Below are 15,539 nucleotides of genomic sequence, written 5' to 3' on the forward strand. Positions count from 1 at the left end.
CATCAAGAACGAAATGGTCCCCGGCACCGAAGGCGGCTTCTCGCGCTATGGCGCCGAGGCTGGCTCGGTTTACGACGTGGCGATGAAGCACAAGGCCGACGGCACGCCGACGGTGGTGATCGCAGGCAAGGAATACGGCACCGGCTCCAGCCGTGACTGGGCCGCCAAGGGCACCAACCTGCTGGGCGTGCGCGCGGTCATCGTCGAAAGCTTCGAGCGCATCCACCGTTCGAACCTGGTCGGCATGGGCGTGCTGCCGCTGCAGTTCAAGGAAGGCCAGAACCGCACCTCGCTGGGCCTGACCGGTGACGACACCTTCACGATCAAGGGCGTGGCAGGCCTCCAGCCACGTCAGGACGTGGAAGTGGAAGTGACGCGCCCCGATGGCACCAAGCTGACCTTCACCGCGCTGTGCCGCATCGATACCGCCAACGAAGTCGAATACTTCATGAACGGTGGCATCCTGCACTATGTGCTGCGCAAGCTCGCTTCGTAAGGAGCAGCTTCAGAGCCAAACAGAAAAGGGCGCGGGGACTTCGGTCCTCGCGCCTTTTTCTTTGGTGATTCTGTCGTTTGCAAACACATATCGTCATTGCGAGGAGGCACAGCCGACGAAGCAATCCAGAGCGTGATGCACGACGCTCTGAATTGCTTCGCTGCGCTCGCAATGACGATGTAAAAGGGTGGGGGTCTGTTCGTCCCCAATAGACCGCCAACACCGATTCAGACGACTGAACTACACCCGCTGCACTCAGGGTCACGCGCTATGCGCATCGTGCGCAGCGAGGGCTTGAGGCCGTCCAGCACGTGCAACTGGCCCCATTGTGGATCGCCCAGCGTCGAGACACCTTCCAGCAGCACCCGCATCGCTGCCATTGCACCGAACGCTCCGACCATGCCGACCATCGCGCCCAGCACGCCCAAATCGGCGCAGCTGTCACAATCCTCGGCATCGAAAGCATCGCCCACAAAGCAACGATAGCAGGCGTGGCCTTCACGATGCCCGGCGAAGTTCGCCACCTGCCCCTGAAAGCGCCCCAGCGCCGCGCTGGTGAGCGGCACACCCGCCTTCACGCAAGCGTCCGAGACAGCAAGGCGCGTGGCGAAGTTGTCGCAGCCATCCAGTACCACATCGGCCCCGGCAATCAGTTCTGACGCGTTCTTGCGCGTGATCCGGGTGACATAAGCGGTGACGGCCAAAGCAGGATCAAACGCCGCCAGCCAAGCTGCGGCAGCCTCGGCCTTGGGCTTGCCAATATCGGCCTCGGAATAGATCGTCTGGCGTTGCAGGTTGCTCGCCTCGACCACATCGTCGTCTATCAGTGTGAGCCGCCCTACGCCTGCACCTGCGAGGTATTGCAAGGCAGGGCTGCCGATGCCGCCCATGCCCACCAATGCGACGTGTGAAGCCGCAAGCCTTGCCTGTCCCATTGCCCCCACTTCGGGAAGGACGATGTGGCGTGCGAAGCGATCTAGGCGGTCAGGCGTCATGTGACGCAGTTAGGGCGTCAGACAGGAAAGAGAAAGAGGTTCGCGCGGAGGCGCAGAGGAGAAGGAGGCCGCAGAGGCGTAATTGGCTTCGGTCACTGAAGCCCATTGGCGACAGGAGAGCATTTGCCAGCGGGTGCGCCGCAAGCTTTAACTCTTTGCGATCTCTGCTTCCTCTGCGTCTCTGCGCGAAACCTCGTCAGTCTTCCAGCTGCCGCAGCAGCGTGCGCACATCGCCGTCCATATCGGCATCACGCGTGCGCAGTTCCTCGATCAGGCGCACGGCATGGATCACGGTCGAGTGATCGCGTCCGCCGAACTTGCGGCCAATTTCGGGGTAGGAACGCGGGGTCAGCACCTTGGCGAGGTACATGGCAACCTGACGCGGGCGCACGACCGCGCGGGCCCGGCGCTTGGAGCCCATCTCGGTGCGGTCTACCCGGTAAAACTGGCAGACCGTGCGCTGGATTTCATCGATGGTGATGCGGCGACGGTTGGCCGAGAGGATGTCGGTCAGCTGTTCTTCGGCCAGTTGCAGCGAGACCGGCTGGCCGGTGAGCTGGGCATAGGCGATCAGCTTGTTGAGGCCGCCGACCAGTTCGCGCACGTTGCGGTTGATCGTGCGGGCAAGGAACTCGATCACGTCTGCGGGCACTTGCGTGCTGTTGAAACGGGCAAGGCGATGTTCGAGGATCTTGCGGCGCAGTTCGATGTCCGCGGGCTGGATGTCCGCCACAAGGCCCATCGACAGGCGCGAAAGCAGACGCTGTTCCACGCCATCCAAGGCCTGCGGCGCACGGTCAGCGGCGACGATCAGGCGCTTGCCCGCGCTCATCAGCGCATCGATGGTGTGGAGGAATTCCTCCTGCGTCGAGGCCTTGCCGATAATGAACTGGATGTCATCGACCAGCAGCATGTCAAAGCCGCGCAGACGGGCCTTGAACTCGATCATTTCGTTCGAGCGCATGGCCTGCACGAATTCGATCATGAAGCGTTCGGCCGAGCAGTAGAAGATGCGCGCGCCCGGTTTGTTGGCGGCAAAGGCGTGGCCGATGGCGTGGAGCAGATGGGTCTTGCCCTGCCCGGTCGAGCCTTTGAGGTAGAGTGGCGAGAACTGCGGCGTTTCAATAGCGGCCATGCGCTGTGCGGCGTTTACAGCCAGGACGTTGGCAGAACCGGGCACGAATTCGGCAAAGGTCAGCGATGGATCGAGCCCGGACATCGCCGTGTCCATCATGGCCGGGCCGGAATTGTGATGCCCCGCATGGCTATGTGAAGTCATGCGCACCGGAACCGAGGATTCAGCCCCAACGCGCAATTCTGGCATCGAGCGGCGGCGCGGGTGGACGGTGATGCGCACCTGACGCACCTCCGAACGGGCGATTTTCCAAGCAAGGCTGAGGCGATCGGCAAAGCGATCCGCGACCCAGTTCGCAGAGAACTCGGTCGGCAGAAACAGATCGAGCGTGCCGGTTTCCTTGCAGAACGCGCCTAGCTGGATCGGCTTGATCCATTGGGCGTGCAACTGCGAGCCGAGATCCTTTTTCAGACCCTGGCTGATGTCAGACCAGTCTGCTGCCAGATCCAGCGCTTCCTGGTCCTCGATCATCGTATTGTCTTTGCCTTTCCTGCCAGCAGAAGTGCTGGTTGCAGTATTGCGGTCGATCCCGACCTGAAGAGCGCTTGCCGAATTGCCTGCGGCTCCCACTGCGTATTCGTCTATTTTCACCCGCCGCTGCCCCGACTGCCTTAGCCTGCACGCCCCAATGGCTTGCAGGCACGAATTGTCCCGCCCTGCCGCGCTCATTGGTGCAGCAGGCCCTGTTCGAAAAATTTCAGTGACGCCGACTAACAGTGATTCCCGCTGCCGGTCCGCTCTGTCTATTGGCGGATGGGGTATTCGCGCAAGCGGGGGAGGCGCAAAAAAACTGAAATAAATGCCCTTGACTCGATAGAACCCGCAGAGATGCGTTAAGGCACTGTAATTTAAGTATTTTTACTTATGCGTAGCACTTAAGCAATGCGAATCGCGTAGTTTCCGTGACTTGCTGCGGCTGCACACTGTAACAATGCAGAGCAGTGACATAAATCCGCAGCACAAATGAAAAGGGCCGGCGAAGCAATCGCCGGCCACGTTCCATGTTTGTGCCGTTCCAACCTTCAGATCACCACCATTCCGGTGTGTGAGTCATCCAGATAGGTCCGAAAAGGGCGAATCAGAGAGCGGCGACGCGCTTCGTCAGGCGCGACATCTTGCGCGCGACGGTGTTCTTGTGAAGCACGCCACGAGCAACGCCACGAGCCAGTTCAGGCTGTGCAGCCTTGAGCGCTTCCGCAGCAGCCGACTTGTCACCACCTTCGAGTGCGGATTCGACCTTCTTGACGAAAGTGCGGATGCGCGAAAGGCGGTTGCCGTTGATTTCGGCGCGGCGGTCATTGCGACGGATACGCTTACGGGCTTGCGGCGTGTTGGCCATGGTTTTCCTGTTTCTCGTGCCTTGGCGGGCGCACAGGGCGGCCGCGTGAATTCTCATGGGTTGGCGGGATGTCCCACCGGAAAGCGCGGCCCTTAACGTTGACTGTGCGAATCGTCAACAGATTCGGCGCGTCACCGGACAGGATGCAGTTCAACGCGCAGGCCATCGCGCGGCTTGGGGATCGGCCAAGCCTGCCATTGCGGCTCTGCGCCGGGCTGCATCGTGATTTCAAAGCGGGTGAGGATGTGATTGGCCAGCAATTTCACCTGCATATAGGCAAAGTGCAGGCCCAGACACATATGCGCGCCGCCGCCGAAGGGTGCCCAGGCATATTTGTGCCGCGCGGCGACCTTATCGGGCGTGAAGCGCATCGGATCGAAACGCTCTGGCGCGTCCCAGTGTGCCGGATCGGCATGAACGGCGGCGGGGCTGATGCCGATGGGCGTGCCTGCCGGGATATCATAGCCGCCAAAGCGGAAATCACGCAGCGCGCGGCGCGGCATGTTGGGCACCGGCGGCATGAAGCGCAGCGCTTCCTTGAAGGCCATTTCGGTCAGGTCCATCCGGCCGAGGTCCTCATAGGCCAGCGGAAGAGCATCCCCGCCGGTCACCGCGCGGGCCTCGGCGCGCAGCTTTTCCTGCCATGCGGGGTTCTTTGCCAGTTGCCAGAACAGCACCGTGGCCGAAGACGTGATTGTATCGTGCGCGGCCATCATCAGGAAGATCATGTGATCGACCACGACGTCTTCGGGCAGAAGCGAGCCATCGTCTCGCGTGGCCAGTGCGAACTGGCTGAACATGTCCTGTCCCGGGCTGGCGCGGCGTTCACGCACCAGACGCCCGAAGTATTCGACCATCAGCCGCCGCCCGGCCACGCCCCGGCCCATCTTGGTAAAGGGCAGCGGCTTGCGCACCACGCCGACCGAGGCCTGCACCATGTCGACGAAGGCCTTGTTCAGCCGGTCAGCCTCTGGCCCCAACGGCAGACCGAGGAAACTGGAGGCGGCGGTATCGAGCGTCAGCGCCTTGATGGCATCGTAGAAGCGCATCTCGCCGCCCCACGTGGCCATGGCCGAGGCAATGCCGGTGTTGAGCACCGAGCAATAGGCGCGCATTGGTTCGGGCTTGAACGCGATCGACAGCGCGCGGCGGTCAACGCGGTGCGCATCGAAGTCCATCAGCATCAGCCCGCGCGGGAACAGCAGGTTGAGCACCGGTCCCCAGCCCTGTTCGTTCGAGAACAGCTTGTCGCGATCGAACAGCACAAGTTCGTTGGCATCCGCACCGATCAGGTTGACCCCGCGCCGCCCGAAGCTGCGCGTGCGGAACACCGGGCCGTAAGTATCGACCATGCGCTTCTGGAAGCCCAGCGGGTCGGCCAGTTGCATCATGGTGGTGCCAAGGACGGGCCAGCCGTCCTCACCGGGGATATGGTCGAGCTTGCTGTCGTCGCCCAGACGCACCCAGTGCGGGTTGGCGCGTTCTGTGTGCAGGTTCGTGCCGATTTCCGGTGCAAGGCTGGCCATGGTATCTCCCGGTTTGCGATTTAACCGGTCAATTAACACGCCTGTCAGCAGCGGCCAAGCCCGTTGTTCAGATCCAGCCTGCAAGCTCGCGCCGGGTCAGCGATTCAAGCATGTCCATGCCCTCTGGCCCAGCGTTGAGGCAGGTGAGCGTGGCGAAGTGGGTGCCGCCAGCCTGCTCGAAGTCTTCCTTGCCCCGGATTGCCAGCTCTTCCAGCGTTTCAAGGCAATCTGCCGAGAATGCGGGCGCGGCGATGGCGATGCTGCGGGTGCCCTTGGCCGCTTCTTCCAACAGCACGGTGTCGGTCGCAGGTTCGAGCCACTTGGCACGGCCAAAGCGTGACTGGAAGGTGGTTTCGATCCGCAGGCCGGGGTGGCTCTGGGCAAAGCGCTCTGCCAGCAGGCGCGAGGTCTTGCGGCAATGGCAGTGGTAGGGATCGCCGAGGTAGAGCGTGCGTTCGGGCATCCCGTGGTAGCTCAGCAGCAGCAGTTCGGGCGTGAAGGCCAGCGCCGCCATTTCACGCGCCATCTGTGTGTGCAGCGCGCCGATGAAGGCCGGATTATCGAAATAGGGCGGCAACGTGCGCAGCGCAGGCAGGCGGCGGCGGGCCTTGATCCAGTCCGCCACGGCATCAAGCGCCGAAGCTGTGGTCGCGCCGGAATAGTGCGGATAGAGCGGGGCGACCAGAATACGCTCACACCCGGCGGCCAGCAGCGCGTCAAGCTCCTGCGCCATTGCGGGCGATTGATAGCGCATGGCATGGCGCACGATCACCGCATCGCCCAGCCGCTCCTGTAACGCGCGCGCCTGTGCCTTGGTGATCGCGGCCAGAGGCGAGCCGTCCTCGCTCCATACCTGCGAATAGGCGTGGGCAGACTTCTTGGGGCGGGTGTTGAGGATGATGCCGCGCAGGATCGGCTGCCAGATCAGCTTGGGAATCTCGACCACGCGAGAATCTGACAGGAACTCCTTGAGGTAACGCTTCACCGCCGGAACATCGGGCGAGTCGGGTGTGCCGAGGTTGACGACGAGAACGCCGACCTTGCCGGTAAGCACATTCGGGTGATCGGCAGGGCGCTGCATCGGAATCCTTAGTGGAGAGGCTCAGAGGCCTTCGGAAATCAGTGGCAATCGTCGGAAACGCACGCCTGTGGCGGAGAACAGGGCATTGGCGATGGCAGGGGCCACCGCGACCATGCCCAGCTCACCGGGGTCGAACGGGTCTTCGTTGCTGTCGGCAAAGGCAATATCAACCTTGGGGCAATCGGCAAGCAGGGGTAGCCCCAATTGCGCAAGCCTGCCCGCGATGGGCCGGCCTTTGGCATAGCCGCTGGCCCCGCCGACCGCATGGGCAAGGCCGAACATCAGCCCGCCTTCGATCTGCTGACGGGCAAGGCTCATGTTCACGATGCGGCCAATGTCGACATAGGCGCTGAGCCGCTCAACCCGCACCACGCCCGCTTCCTGCCGTGCGGTGGCAACGACCGCGATCAGGCCCTTGCGGACTGCGCCACTGCCGGTGGGCAGTTCCATCTGGTGGCAGGCGATGCCCTGCCCGGAAGCCTCGATTCCGCCGCCCCACTGCGCCAGTCGCCCAGCCCCTTGCAGGCAGGCAACGAGGCGCGGCTCGCCCTCAAGCATGGCGACGCGGAACGACAGCGGTTCCTTGCCCGCTACGTCGGCCAGTTCATCGATGAAGCTTTCGGTGAAAAAGGCAGTGTAGCCATGCGCCTGCCCCCGGAACCGCGCGGTGGGCTGGCGTAGAGTGAGCGGCACTTGGTCCACCGCCTTTTCGGGGATATGGTAGAGCGGCATTGCGCCTTCGCAGGCCATTGGGTCGGATTGGTCTTGCAGATCGAGTGCCTGCTGCACACCCCAGCCATCGAGCAGGCGCCCCCCCGATTCGATGGTAGTGGCCGGAACCGCCAGCCGCGCCCGCCAGCCCAGTATGCGCGTCTTGTCGAGGCTCAGCGCACCATCCAGTTGCGCCGAAAGCGGGGTGCGGGGAATGCCTGCCAAGGCTTCCTGCCAGCGCGAATAGGTAAGTTGCACAGGCTTGCCGACGATCTTGCAGATCGTGGCCACTTCGGCAGCGATGCGCGTATCGAGCCGCGCATCGAAACTGCCGCCTGCTTGCATCGGGTAGACGACCACGTCGGCCCGATCGACATGCGCCGCCCTTGCCGCTGCGCGCCGCGCGCGTTCCGGGGCTTGTGTCGCGATCCACAGTTCCAGCTTGCCATGCCGCATCCGCGCGGTGGCGCTGGCGGTTTCGAGCGGGGCGTGGAACGCTGCTTCGACATCGTAGCGCGCCGTCAGCGAGGGCTTGGCCAGCAGCGCATCGGGATCACCTTCGCTGAACAGGCGTGTCGGATGACCCTTGGTCAGCGCCTTATCGAGCGCGACGAGCACCTTTTCGCTATCGGCAATCGGGCCGTCCGCCTTGAAGCGCGGCTCCATTGCGCGCACCGCCTTGTCCGCCGCGTGCCAGCCGGTGGCAACGGCAGCCAGCCAGCGCTTGGCTTTGACCACGGTAACAAGGCCGCGCACCCCGGCTGCGGCCTGCTTGTCATAGCTGGACAGCACGCTCGCACCCTGCGGCCCGTGGGCGATGGCGGCGAAGACCATGCCGGGCAGGCGCACATCACCCGCGAAGGTAAAGCTGCCATCGACCTTGGCGGGCAGATCGAGCCGGGGATGGCGCGGCGGAGCGCCTTCGGGGAACTGGCCGGGAGCCTCACGCGGCGGTTCTGCGCGCAGGACGGGGACCGAGGGCGGATCGTAGTCCACCGCCGTATCGAGCAGTTCGGCAAAGGACAGGCGCTTCTTCCCATGCGTCACGAAGCTGTCCTTCGTGTCGCACTCTTCCCAACCGACGCCCCATTTGTCCGCCGCCGCCTGCGCCATCATCGCGCGCAGGGCCGCGCCAGCCTCGCGCAAGGGAGCCTCGAACGCGGCAAGCGCGGTGCCATCGGCGGTGACCATCAGTGGGCCGCGTTCGGCTTGGAGCCGGGCCAGCGTGCCATCCGCGTCCGCGCCCAGCGAAGCGAAAGCGGGCATCCACAACGGTGCCCATTTGGCCGACAGCACCGGATCGGCATAGGCCGGGCTGATCGGCGCGGCTTCCACCGCAACCTTGCGCCAATCGGCGCCCGCCTCATCCGCGACGATCTGCGCGACGAGCGTGGTGATCCCCTGCCCCATCTCGCACAAGGGCACAGCGACAGTCAGGATGCAGTCTTTCCCACCCTTGATGCGTCCCACTTTCAGAAACGCATCAACGACATGCTCGCCCTTGCCCGCCACCAGCGGCACGCGATAGCGCCGCGGCAGCAGTGGGAAGGCGATGAGCAATGCGCCCCCCACCCCTGCGCCCACCAGAAGCCCTCGCCGCGTCAGGCGCATGGGCCTCAGCGCTTCCCGTCAAGCCATGTGAGCACCCCACGCGCGATGCTCAGGAAAGCCTCGGCCTGCGGGCTGTCTCCGGCGGCAGGAGGGTTGCCCGCGTCGCTTTCGCGCCGGATCGCCATGTCCAGTGGCACGCGGCCGAGGAAGGGCAGCTTCATCACTTTGGCCGCGGCTTCCGCACCGCCCACGCCGAAGGGATCGCTCTCCTCGCCGCAGTGCGGGCAGATGTAACCGGCCATGTTCTCGACCATGCCGATCAGCGGGACCTGCCCCTGTTCGAACAGGCCGATGGCGCGCGTGGCGTCCATCAGCGCCAGATCCTGCGGGGTGGAAACGATCACCGCGCCTGCCGGCTTGTGCTTGGCCAGCATGGTCAGTTGCACGTCGCCCGTGCCCGGCGGCAGGTCCACCACCAGAATCTCGACCTCGCCCCAGTGCGCATCGATCAGCTGGTTCAGCGCATTGCCCGCCATTGGCCCGCGCCAGGCAATCGCCTGCCCCGGCTGCACGAGATGCCCCATCGACAGCATCGGCACGCCATAGGGCGAGGCAATCGGAATCATCTTGTTGCCCTCGGCCTCGGGCTTGCGGCCTTCGGTCGAAAGCAGGCGCGGCTGCGAGGGGCCGTATATGTCGGCATCGACCAGCCCCACCTTGCGCCCCAGCCGGGCCATTGCCACCGCCAGATTGGCCGAGAGCGTGGATTTGCCAACGCCGCCCTTGCCCGATCCCACAGCGATGATGACGCGCGCCTTGCGCTCTGCCGTCATGCCCAGCCGAAGGTCGACCACGCCCGCTTTGCGCGCCGCATCGCGCACGGCCATTTCCAGTTTGTCTCGGTCCAGCCGTTCCAGCCCGCCCACTTCGAGCATGACCGTGGCCTGATCGCCCGCCAGCTTTAGCGATTGCAGCCGGTCTCCGGCCGCTTGTTCAAGCGCTTCACGCAGCGCCGTTTCCTCAATGCTCACGCCATTTCCCTGCTTTGCTCGGCAACCGAGCGGTTTCCCTGCCCCTAGCAGATGAATTTTCGGGAATGGACACTGTTTTTCGCCGCAAGGGTTCCTATAACGAAGACATGACAGATTTGGGTGGACTAATCGCGCGTATTGGCCGGGAGAAGGGCCTTTTCATGACCGGCAAGAAAAGCCCTTGGGGTTCAGGTGGTGGCAACGATGCCGCGCCTCCGGGCGATGGCAGCTCTGGAGAGGTGCCCGGCGCACCTCCGCCTTCCGGCAATCCTCCATCCGGCGACGGTCCTCGCAACCCGTGGCTGCCGCCACAATCGGGCACGCCTGGCAAGGATGCACCAGGCGCAGGCCAGCGACGCGGCCCCAACATCGAAGACATCTTCCGCAACCGCAAGGGTGGCGGCGGAGGAGGTGGCGGCCGTGGCCCGACCATGCCACGCCTGCCGCAGCGCCCCGATGGCAAATCGTGGCTGCCCGTCGGCATAGCCGTGGTCGCCGCTCTGTGGCTCAGCACTTCGATGGTCCATCTGATCGCCCCGCAGGAAAAGGGCGTGGTCACCACCTTCGGCGCCTATAGCCGCACGCTCGATTCGGGCACGGCGTTCACGTTGCCTTGGCCGATCCAGTCCGTTGCCGTGGAGGACGTTACCTCGGTGCGCAGCGAATCCATCCCCGAAGGCGATGGCGAAAAACTGATGCTGACGGGTGATCAGAACCTGGTCGACCTGACCTACCTTGTGCGCTGGAACATCAAGGATCTGAAGCAATACATGTTCCAGCTGGCCGAGCCGCAGCAGACCGTGCGCGAACTGGCCGAAGCCGCGATGCGCCAGTCGATTGCCGAAGTGACGCTGAACGATGCGATGGGTTCGGGCCGCCAGCAGATCGAACAGAGCGTGCGCGATCGGATGCAGAACGTGCTCGATGCCTATCGTTCGGGCGTGGTGATTCAGGGTGTGGACATCAAGAAGACCGATCCGCCGACCAAGGTCGTCGATGCCTTCAAGGAAGTGCTGGCAGCCCAGCAGGACGCGCAGAGCGAAGTGAACCGGGCGCAAGCCTGGGCACAGCAGCTGACCGCGCGCGCCGGTGGTGAGGCGACAGCGTTCGACAAGGTTTATGAGCAGTACCGGCTTTCGCCGGAAGTGACCCGCCGCCGTATGTATTATGAAACCATGGAGCGCGTGCTCAGCCAGACCGACAAGGTCGTGCTTGAGGCACCGGGTGTGCAGACATATCTGCCGCTGCCCGCATTGAAGCGCACCGAACCGGCACCGGTTGCTGCTGCGGGAGGCCAGTAAGATGAACACTTTGCAAACCCTGTGGCAGGAACAGAAAGTCGCCATCATCGCGGTGATGATCGCGCTGCTGGCCGCAGCCAGCTGCCTTAAGGTCGTCGACGAATCGACGCAGGCGGTGATCGTGCGGCTGGGTCAGCCTGATCGTGTGGTCAACCGGTTCAAGCCTGACGCCGATTTCGGCCAGACCGGGGCCGGCGTGATCTGGCGCATCCCGTTCATGGAACAGGTGGTCGAAGTCGACCGGCGCATCCTCGATCTCGACATGGAGCGCCAGCAGGTGCTTTCTGCCGATCAGCGCCGCCTTGAAGTGGACGCCTTTGCCCGCTTCCGCATCATCGATCCGGTGCAGATGGTGCAGACCGCCGGTACGACTGAACGTCTGGCCGTGCAGCTTCAGCCGATCCTGAACTCGGCGCTACGTCAGGAACTCGGCAAGCGCACGTTCGAATCGCTGCTGACCGCAGACCGTGGCCGCGCGATGGAGCAGATTCGCCAGGGGCTGGATCGCGAAGCGCGAGAATATGGCGCGCAGATCATCGATGTGCGTATCAAGCGCGCCGATCTTCCCGAAGGCACCCCGCTCGAATCCGCGTTCACCCGCATGGCCACCGCGCGCCAGCAGGAAGCCGCCACGATTCGCGCACAAGGCCAGAAGCAGGCACAGATCATCCGCGCCACAGCCGAGGCGACTGCGGCAAAGACTTACGCAGATGCCTTCAACAAGGACCCGGCATTCTACGATTTCTACCGCGCGATGCAGAGCTATGACACGACCTTTGCGCAGAAGGGTTCAAGCACATCGATCGTGCTTTCGCCCGACAACGAATACCTGAAGCAGTTCAAGGGCAAGTAGGGGCCAACCCACCCCTTTTGCTGAACAAATTGGAACAGCGTCATTCAAAGTCCGTTCATCGCAAGGCGGCTGAATCGGAACCGAGTGACACAAGCCGCGCCGCCCCCGGCGCACATTGATACAAAGAGGACCAGGCCACGTGCGATACGCTTATGGTGTGACTTCGGCGCTGCTGCTTGCAGGCAGCGCACTGACCCTGGTGACAGGCCTTCCCGCTGGCTGACGCAGCAATTGCAGCCTGCGGTGGTGAACATCTCAACCCGCCAGCGCGTGAAGGTGCAGAACAACAACCCGTTCGCCGGAACGCCCTTTGGCGATCTGTTCGGTGGCGGACAGGGCGGCGGACCGCAGACGCGTGAAGCGCAATCGCTGGGTTCGGGCTTCATCATCTCTGCCGATGGTTATGTGGTGACCAACAACCACGTAATCACCGCTGACGGGCAGGGCGAGGTCGAATCGATCACCGTCACCACGCCCGATGGCACCGAATATCCGGCCAAGCTGATCGGCAAGGACGCCGCATCGGATCTGGCCGTGCTGAAGATCAGCGCGCCCAAGGCTTTCCCGTTCGTGAAGTTCGGCGATTCGCGTCAGGCCCGCGTGGGTGACTGGGTCATCGCTATCGGCAACCCGTTCGGGCTCGGCGGCACGGTGACGCAGGGCATTGTCTCGGCAGTCTATCGCAACACAGGTTCGGGCTCGGCCTATGACCGTTATCTCCAGACCGACGCATCGATCAACCGGGGCAACTCGGGCGGGCCGATGTTCGACATGGCGGGCAACGTGATCGGCATCAACAATGCCATCTTCTCGCCCACCGGCGGCTCGGTCGGCATCGGCTTTGCCATTCCGGCAGAGATTGCAGCGCCCATCGTGGACAAGCTGCGTGCTGGCCAAGCGATTGAGCGCGGCTACCTTGGCGTCCGCATTCAGGCGCTGTCCGATGATCTTGCCGCATCGCTGGGCCTGCCCAAGAAACGTGGTGAATTCATTCAGGCAGTTGAGCCAAACCAGGCCGCAGCCAAGGCGGGCATCCAGCCGGGCGACGTTGTGGTCAAGGTCGATGGCAAGGACGTGACGCCGGATCAGACGCTGTCGTTCATCGTCGCCAACTCCACCCCCGGAAAGCGCATTCCGGTGGAACTGCTCCGCAATGGCCAGCGCCTGACGGTGCAGGCTGTGGTGGGCAAGCGTCCGACGGAAGAGGAAATCGCCGAGCAGAGCTTCGATCCCGACGCCGCGCAGGATGAAGACAGCTTTGCCGATAACAAGCAGCAGCAGCAAGGCCCCGGCGTTCTCCAGACCAACCTTGGAATCGCTGCGATCCCGCTGAACGCGCAGATCGCCCGCCAGCTTGGCGTTGGCGAAGACACCAAGGGCGTCGTGATCTCGGCCGTCAGCGCATCGTCCGACGCGGCGGCAAAGGGCCTGCAGCGCGGCGATATCGTGCTTTCGGCCAACTACATCGCGGTGGCGAGCGTGGCCGATTTCGAAAAGATCGTCCGCACCGCCAAGACTGAAGGCCGCGAAGCCGTGTTGCTGCGCATCCAGCGCCGTGGCCAGCCGCCGATCTACACGCCTGTGCGCATCCGCTGATCAGACACCTCAGGGCAAACGAAAAGGGCCGCTCCTTCCGGGGCGGCCCTTTTTCGGCTCTGACTCACTTTTGCTGCTGGAGGTGCTCAGTTTGCGCCGACGAGGCGAGCTTCAAGCAGATCGAGCTTTGCGCGGCCATACATTTGACGTTTGATGCATTTCGGACCGCTGCCAAGTCTCGTTCAACGCCGTTGACAAAAGAGCTCACGAGGCCGCCTCTTGCGCTGTCGAGCCAGTCACTGAGCTTAGCCGCTGATTTTGAACGGATCATCGATTGGAACTCGCTGATCGCTTGACGCGCTGCGACCAGATCAGGGACATGATCTTCGATCACGGCCACAAGGATCGCTTCGGATCTGGCAAGTCCGTCGCGCGCAGATGTCATCAGCCGCGCAAGCACCCGTGCCGATGGTGTGCGAGCGAGGCCGCTTTGATTGGCCTTCTCGGCAAGGCGCCGACGTTGCGCCCATTGCGATACGATACCACGTTGCCCGACAAAGCCTTCGTTGCGCATTTCACGCCAGAGCGCCGAGGCATTGCGAGCACCAGCCTCCCACCTATCATTCATCCATGGCAGCCAGGCATCAAGGGAGCTAGGCCGAGTGCGGAATACATCCAGACGCTGACCGCGCAGCACGTCGCGTACGAGCTTGCGGCTGTACCCCGTTTGTCGAACGATTTGCCGGATGGAGGTCCCATTCTGTGAGAGTTGTTGGATTGCTTCATTCGTCTCCTGCCGGCGCAGGTAGCCTTCATACTGCAGCTTCTCGGCACAGGTGAGAAGCTTGGGATCCACGACATTGTTGCCGACCGCATGCCTAATCTGACGCATGGATTTGTTCACGGCATCAAGGAATGCCCGGCTCGAGTTCTCCATAAGATGCCATCTGTCCGCGACCTGTTCAGCATCAGGTAGACCTTTGGCGATGGCTTCACCGTAGCCGCCACCGCGATCACGGGCGACAACCGATATCGAGGGATGCCTTGCAAGCCAGGCGCGGGACGTTTCCAAGGCGCGATCTGGCAGCAAGGTAACAGGTTTGCGCCGTTCCAAATCGCAAACAATCGTGCCGTAAGTTTGACCACGCCGAAAGGCGAAGTCGTCAATGCCAATGACATTGAGCTCATCGCACCGTGCACCGACACGTCGCCGTACGACCCGCAACAGAGTGTCTTTGCTCACAGGCATCATCAGCCGTTGGGCAAAAGCTGCTCCAGGCCTGCCACCAAGCGCCAGTCCAAGCTGATGAACGATCGTTTCGAGCCGCTGAGTTCGCCGAGCGTACCGGGTAAGAACGCTTTTATTGAATTGCTCGCAAAAGATGCGTCGGCCACAAACTACCACGTCACACCAGAAACGACGTGCCTCGATCAAGAGAATAACCCGCCGACCGCTAAGCGGAAGGTCCGATGGTCTGCGCACATATCGACTTTGTACGCGCCGACTTGGTCGGCCACAGTCGGGACATGTCCCTACAGAGCAACGCGACCGTAACAGAATATGGAAATTCTCACCGACGCTATCAACCGAAACGACCACGAAACCTTCGGGGACCAAGTTCGCGCGCTGAAATCGACCGGGCATGGCAGATCCTCTCAATGGAACAGCCAAAGCCTATCATACCAGCAGCAAAAGTGAGTCAGAGCCGTCAACCTTGTCCCAGCGCTTCGGGTTTGATCGCATTCCATCCACCCCAGCGGAGCGGACTTGCGAGAAATTCCCGCCCGATTTTTCGCCCTCGGCAAAGGCAGCGGGAGAACCTTCCTCCTGCTGCTTGCGCACCGCACGCCAGATTCCATATCCCGCCACACCTGCGACGGCCCATTGCAACAAGCCCATTGCTCGTCTCCTCTCGTCGAAGGCCTCGCCGTCATTGGCGATGCCTTCATCATCAGAGGACACAACGAACGAGTGCCTGAAAAG

10 protein-coding genes and 3 pseudogenes are annotated in these 15,539 nt (G+C 62.9%); 4 read left to right on the top strand and 9 right to left on the bottom strand.

The features are described 5' to 3' along the window. Positions 1-496 (top strand): annotated as a pseudogene (locus B7X90_RS15540) (aconitate hydratase); the annotation flags it as partial. Between the two features lie 227 nt (positions 497-723). Here B7X90_RS15540 and B7X90_RS15545 read toward each other — a convergent pair. The 7 genes from B7X90_RS15545 to B7X90_RS15575 form a co-directional block, all read right to left on the bottom strand. Then, on the bottom strand, positions 724-1,491 hold the full coding sequence (locus tag B7X90_RS15545) for a HesA/MoeB/ThiF family protein (protein ID WP_292625919.1): 768 nt from the start codon (positions 1,489-1,491) through the stop codon (positions 724-726). Between the two features lie 196 nt (positions 1,492-1,687). Further along, entirely contained in the window at positions 1,688-3,097 is a 1,410-nt protein-coding gene (dnaA, locus tag B7X90_RS15550) for a chromosomal replication initiator protein DnaA (protein ID WP_292625963.1), read from the bottom strand. Between the two features lie 607 nt (positions 3,098-3,704). After that, positions 3,705-3,965, bottom strand: a complete 261-nt coding sequence (gene rpsT / locus B7X90_RS15555) for a 30S ribosomal protein S20 (protein WP_292625921.1) — start codon at positions 3,963-3,965, stop codon at positions 3,705-3,707. Between the two features lie 131 nt (positions 3,966-4,096). Next, positions 4,097-5,491 (bottom strand): cytochrome P450, encoded by a 1,395-nt coding sequence (locus B7X90_RS15560; RefSeq protein ID WP_292625923.1) that lies wholly within the window; start codon positions 5,489-5,491, stop codon positions 4,097-4,099. A gap of 67 nt (positions 5,492-5,558) precedes the next feature. After that, positions 5,559-6,572 carry a ferrochelatase gene (hemH, locus tag B7X90_RS15565; RefSeq protein ID WP_292625924.1) on the bottom strand — a complete coding sequence of 338 codons (1,014 nt, stop codon included), beginning with the start codon at positions 6,570-6,572 and terminating at the stop codon, positions 5,559-5,561. Between the two features lie 21 nt (positions 6,573-6,593). Beyond that, a complete protein-coding gene (locus B7X90_RS15570) occupies positions 6,594-8,894 on the bottom strand; it encodes a molybdopterin cofactor-binding domain-containing protein (RefSeq protein ID WP_292625925.1) in 2,301 nt (766 codons plus the stop codon). Positions 8,895-8,899: 5 nt separating this feature from the next. Beyond that, complete coding sequence (locus tag B7X90_RS15575; RefSeq protein WP_292625965.1) at positions 8,900-9,667, bottom strand: Mrp/NBP35 family ATP-binding protein; 768 nt, start codon at positions 9,665-9,667, stop codon at positions 8,900-8,902. A gap of 359 nt (positions 9,668-10,026) precedes the next feature. Here B7X90_RS15575 and hflK point away from each other — a divergent pair, with 359 nt between their 5' ends. The 3 genes and pseudogenes from hflK (at position 10,027) to B7X90_RS15590 (ending at position 13,615) form a co-directional block, all read left to right on the top strand. Beyond that, on the top strand, positions 10,027-11,166 hold the full coding sequence (hflK, locus tag B7X90_RS15580; protein ID WP_292625927.1) for an FtsH protease activity modulator HflK: 1,140 nt from the start codon (positions 10,027-10,029) through the stop codon (positions 11,164-11,166). 1 nt (position 11,167) lies between these two features. After that, complete coding sequence (locus B7X90_RS15585) at positions 11,168-12,019, top strand: protease modulator HflC (protein WP_292625928.1); 852 nt, start codon at positions 11,168-11,170, stop codon at positions 12,017-12,019. 139 nt (positions 12,020-12,158) lie between these two features. After that, a pseudogene (locus tag B7X90_RS15590) lies at positions 12,159-13,615 on the top strand (Do family serine endopeptidase). 86 nt (positions 13,616-13,701) lie between these two features. Here B7X90_RS15590 and B7X90_RS15595 read toward each other — a convergent pair. After that, a pseudogene (locus tag B7X90_RS15595) lies at positions 13,702-15,200 on the bottom strand (ISL3 family transposase). Between the two features lie 33 nt (positions 15,201-15,233). Beyond that, positions 15,234-15,518 (bottom strand): hypothetical protein, encoded by a 285-nt coding sequence (locus B7X90_RS15600; RefSeq protein WP_292625929.1) that lies wholly within the window; start codon positions 15,516-15,518, stop codon positions 15,234-15,236. Between the last annotated feature and the right edge of the window lie 21 nt (positions 15,519-15,539).

This window comes from Novosphingobium sp. 17-62-19 (genome assembly GCF_002256775.1).
In the GTDB taxonomy this organism is placed as follows: domain Bacteria; phylum Pseudomonadota; class Alphaproteobacteria; order Sphingomonadales; family Sphingomonadaceae; genus Novosphingobium.

Bases quoted from the DNA above. Each gene is read 5' to 3' on its own strand.
- B7X90_RS15545 (WP_292625919.1), bottom strand. From the start codon at position 1,491: ATGACGCCTGACCGCCTAGATCGCTTCGCACGCCACATCGTCCTTCCC.
- dnaA (WP_292625963.1), bottom strand. From the start codon at position 3,097: ATGATCGAGGACCAGGAAGCGCTGGATCTGGCAGCAGACTGGTCTGAC.
- rpsT (WP_292625921.1), bottom strand. From the start codon at position 3,965: ATGGCCAACACGCCGCAAGCCCGTAAGCGTATCCGTCGCAATGACCGC.
- B7X90_RS15560 (WP_292625923.1), bottom strand. From the start codon at position 5,491: ATGGCCAGCCTTGCACCGGAAATCGGCACGAACCTGCACACAGAACGC.
- hemH (WP_292625924.1), bottom strand. From the start codon at position 6,572: ATGCAGCGCCCTGCCGATCACCCGAATGTGCTTACCGGCAAGGTCGGC.
- B7X90_RS15570 (WP_292625925.1), bottom strand. From the start codon at position 8,894: ATGCGCCTGACGCGGCGAGGGCTTCTGGTGGGCGCAGGGGTGGGGGGC.
- B7X90_RS15575 (WP_292625965.1), bottom strand. From the start codon at position 9,667: ATGACGGCAGAGCGCAAGGCGCGCGTCATCATCGCTGTGGGATCGGGC.
- hflK (WP_292625927.1), top strand. From the start codon at position 10,027: ATGACCGGCAAGAAAAGCCCTTGGGGTTCAGGTGGTGGCAACGATGCC.
- B7X90_RS15585 (WP_292625928.1), top strand. From the start codon at position 11,168: ATGAACACTTTGCAAACCCTGTGGCAGGAACAGAAAGTCGCCATCATC.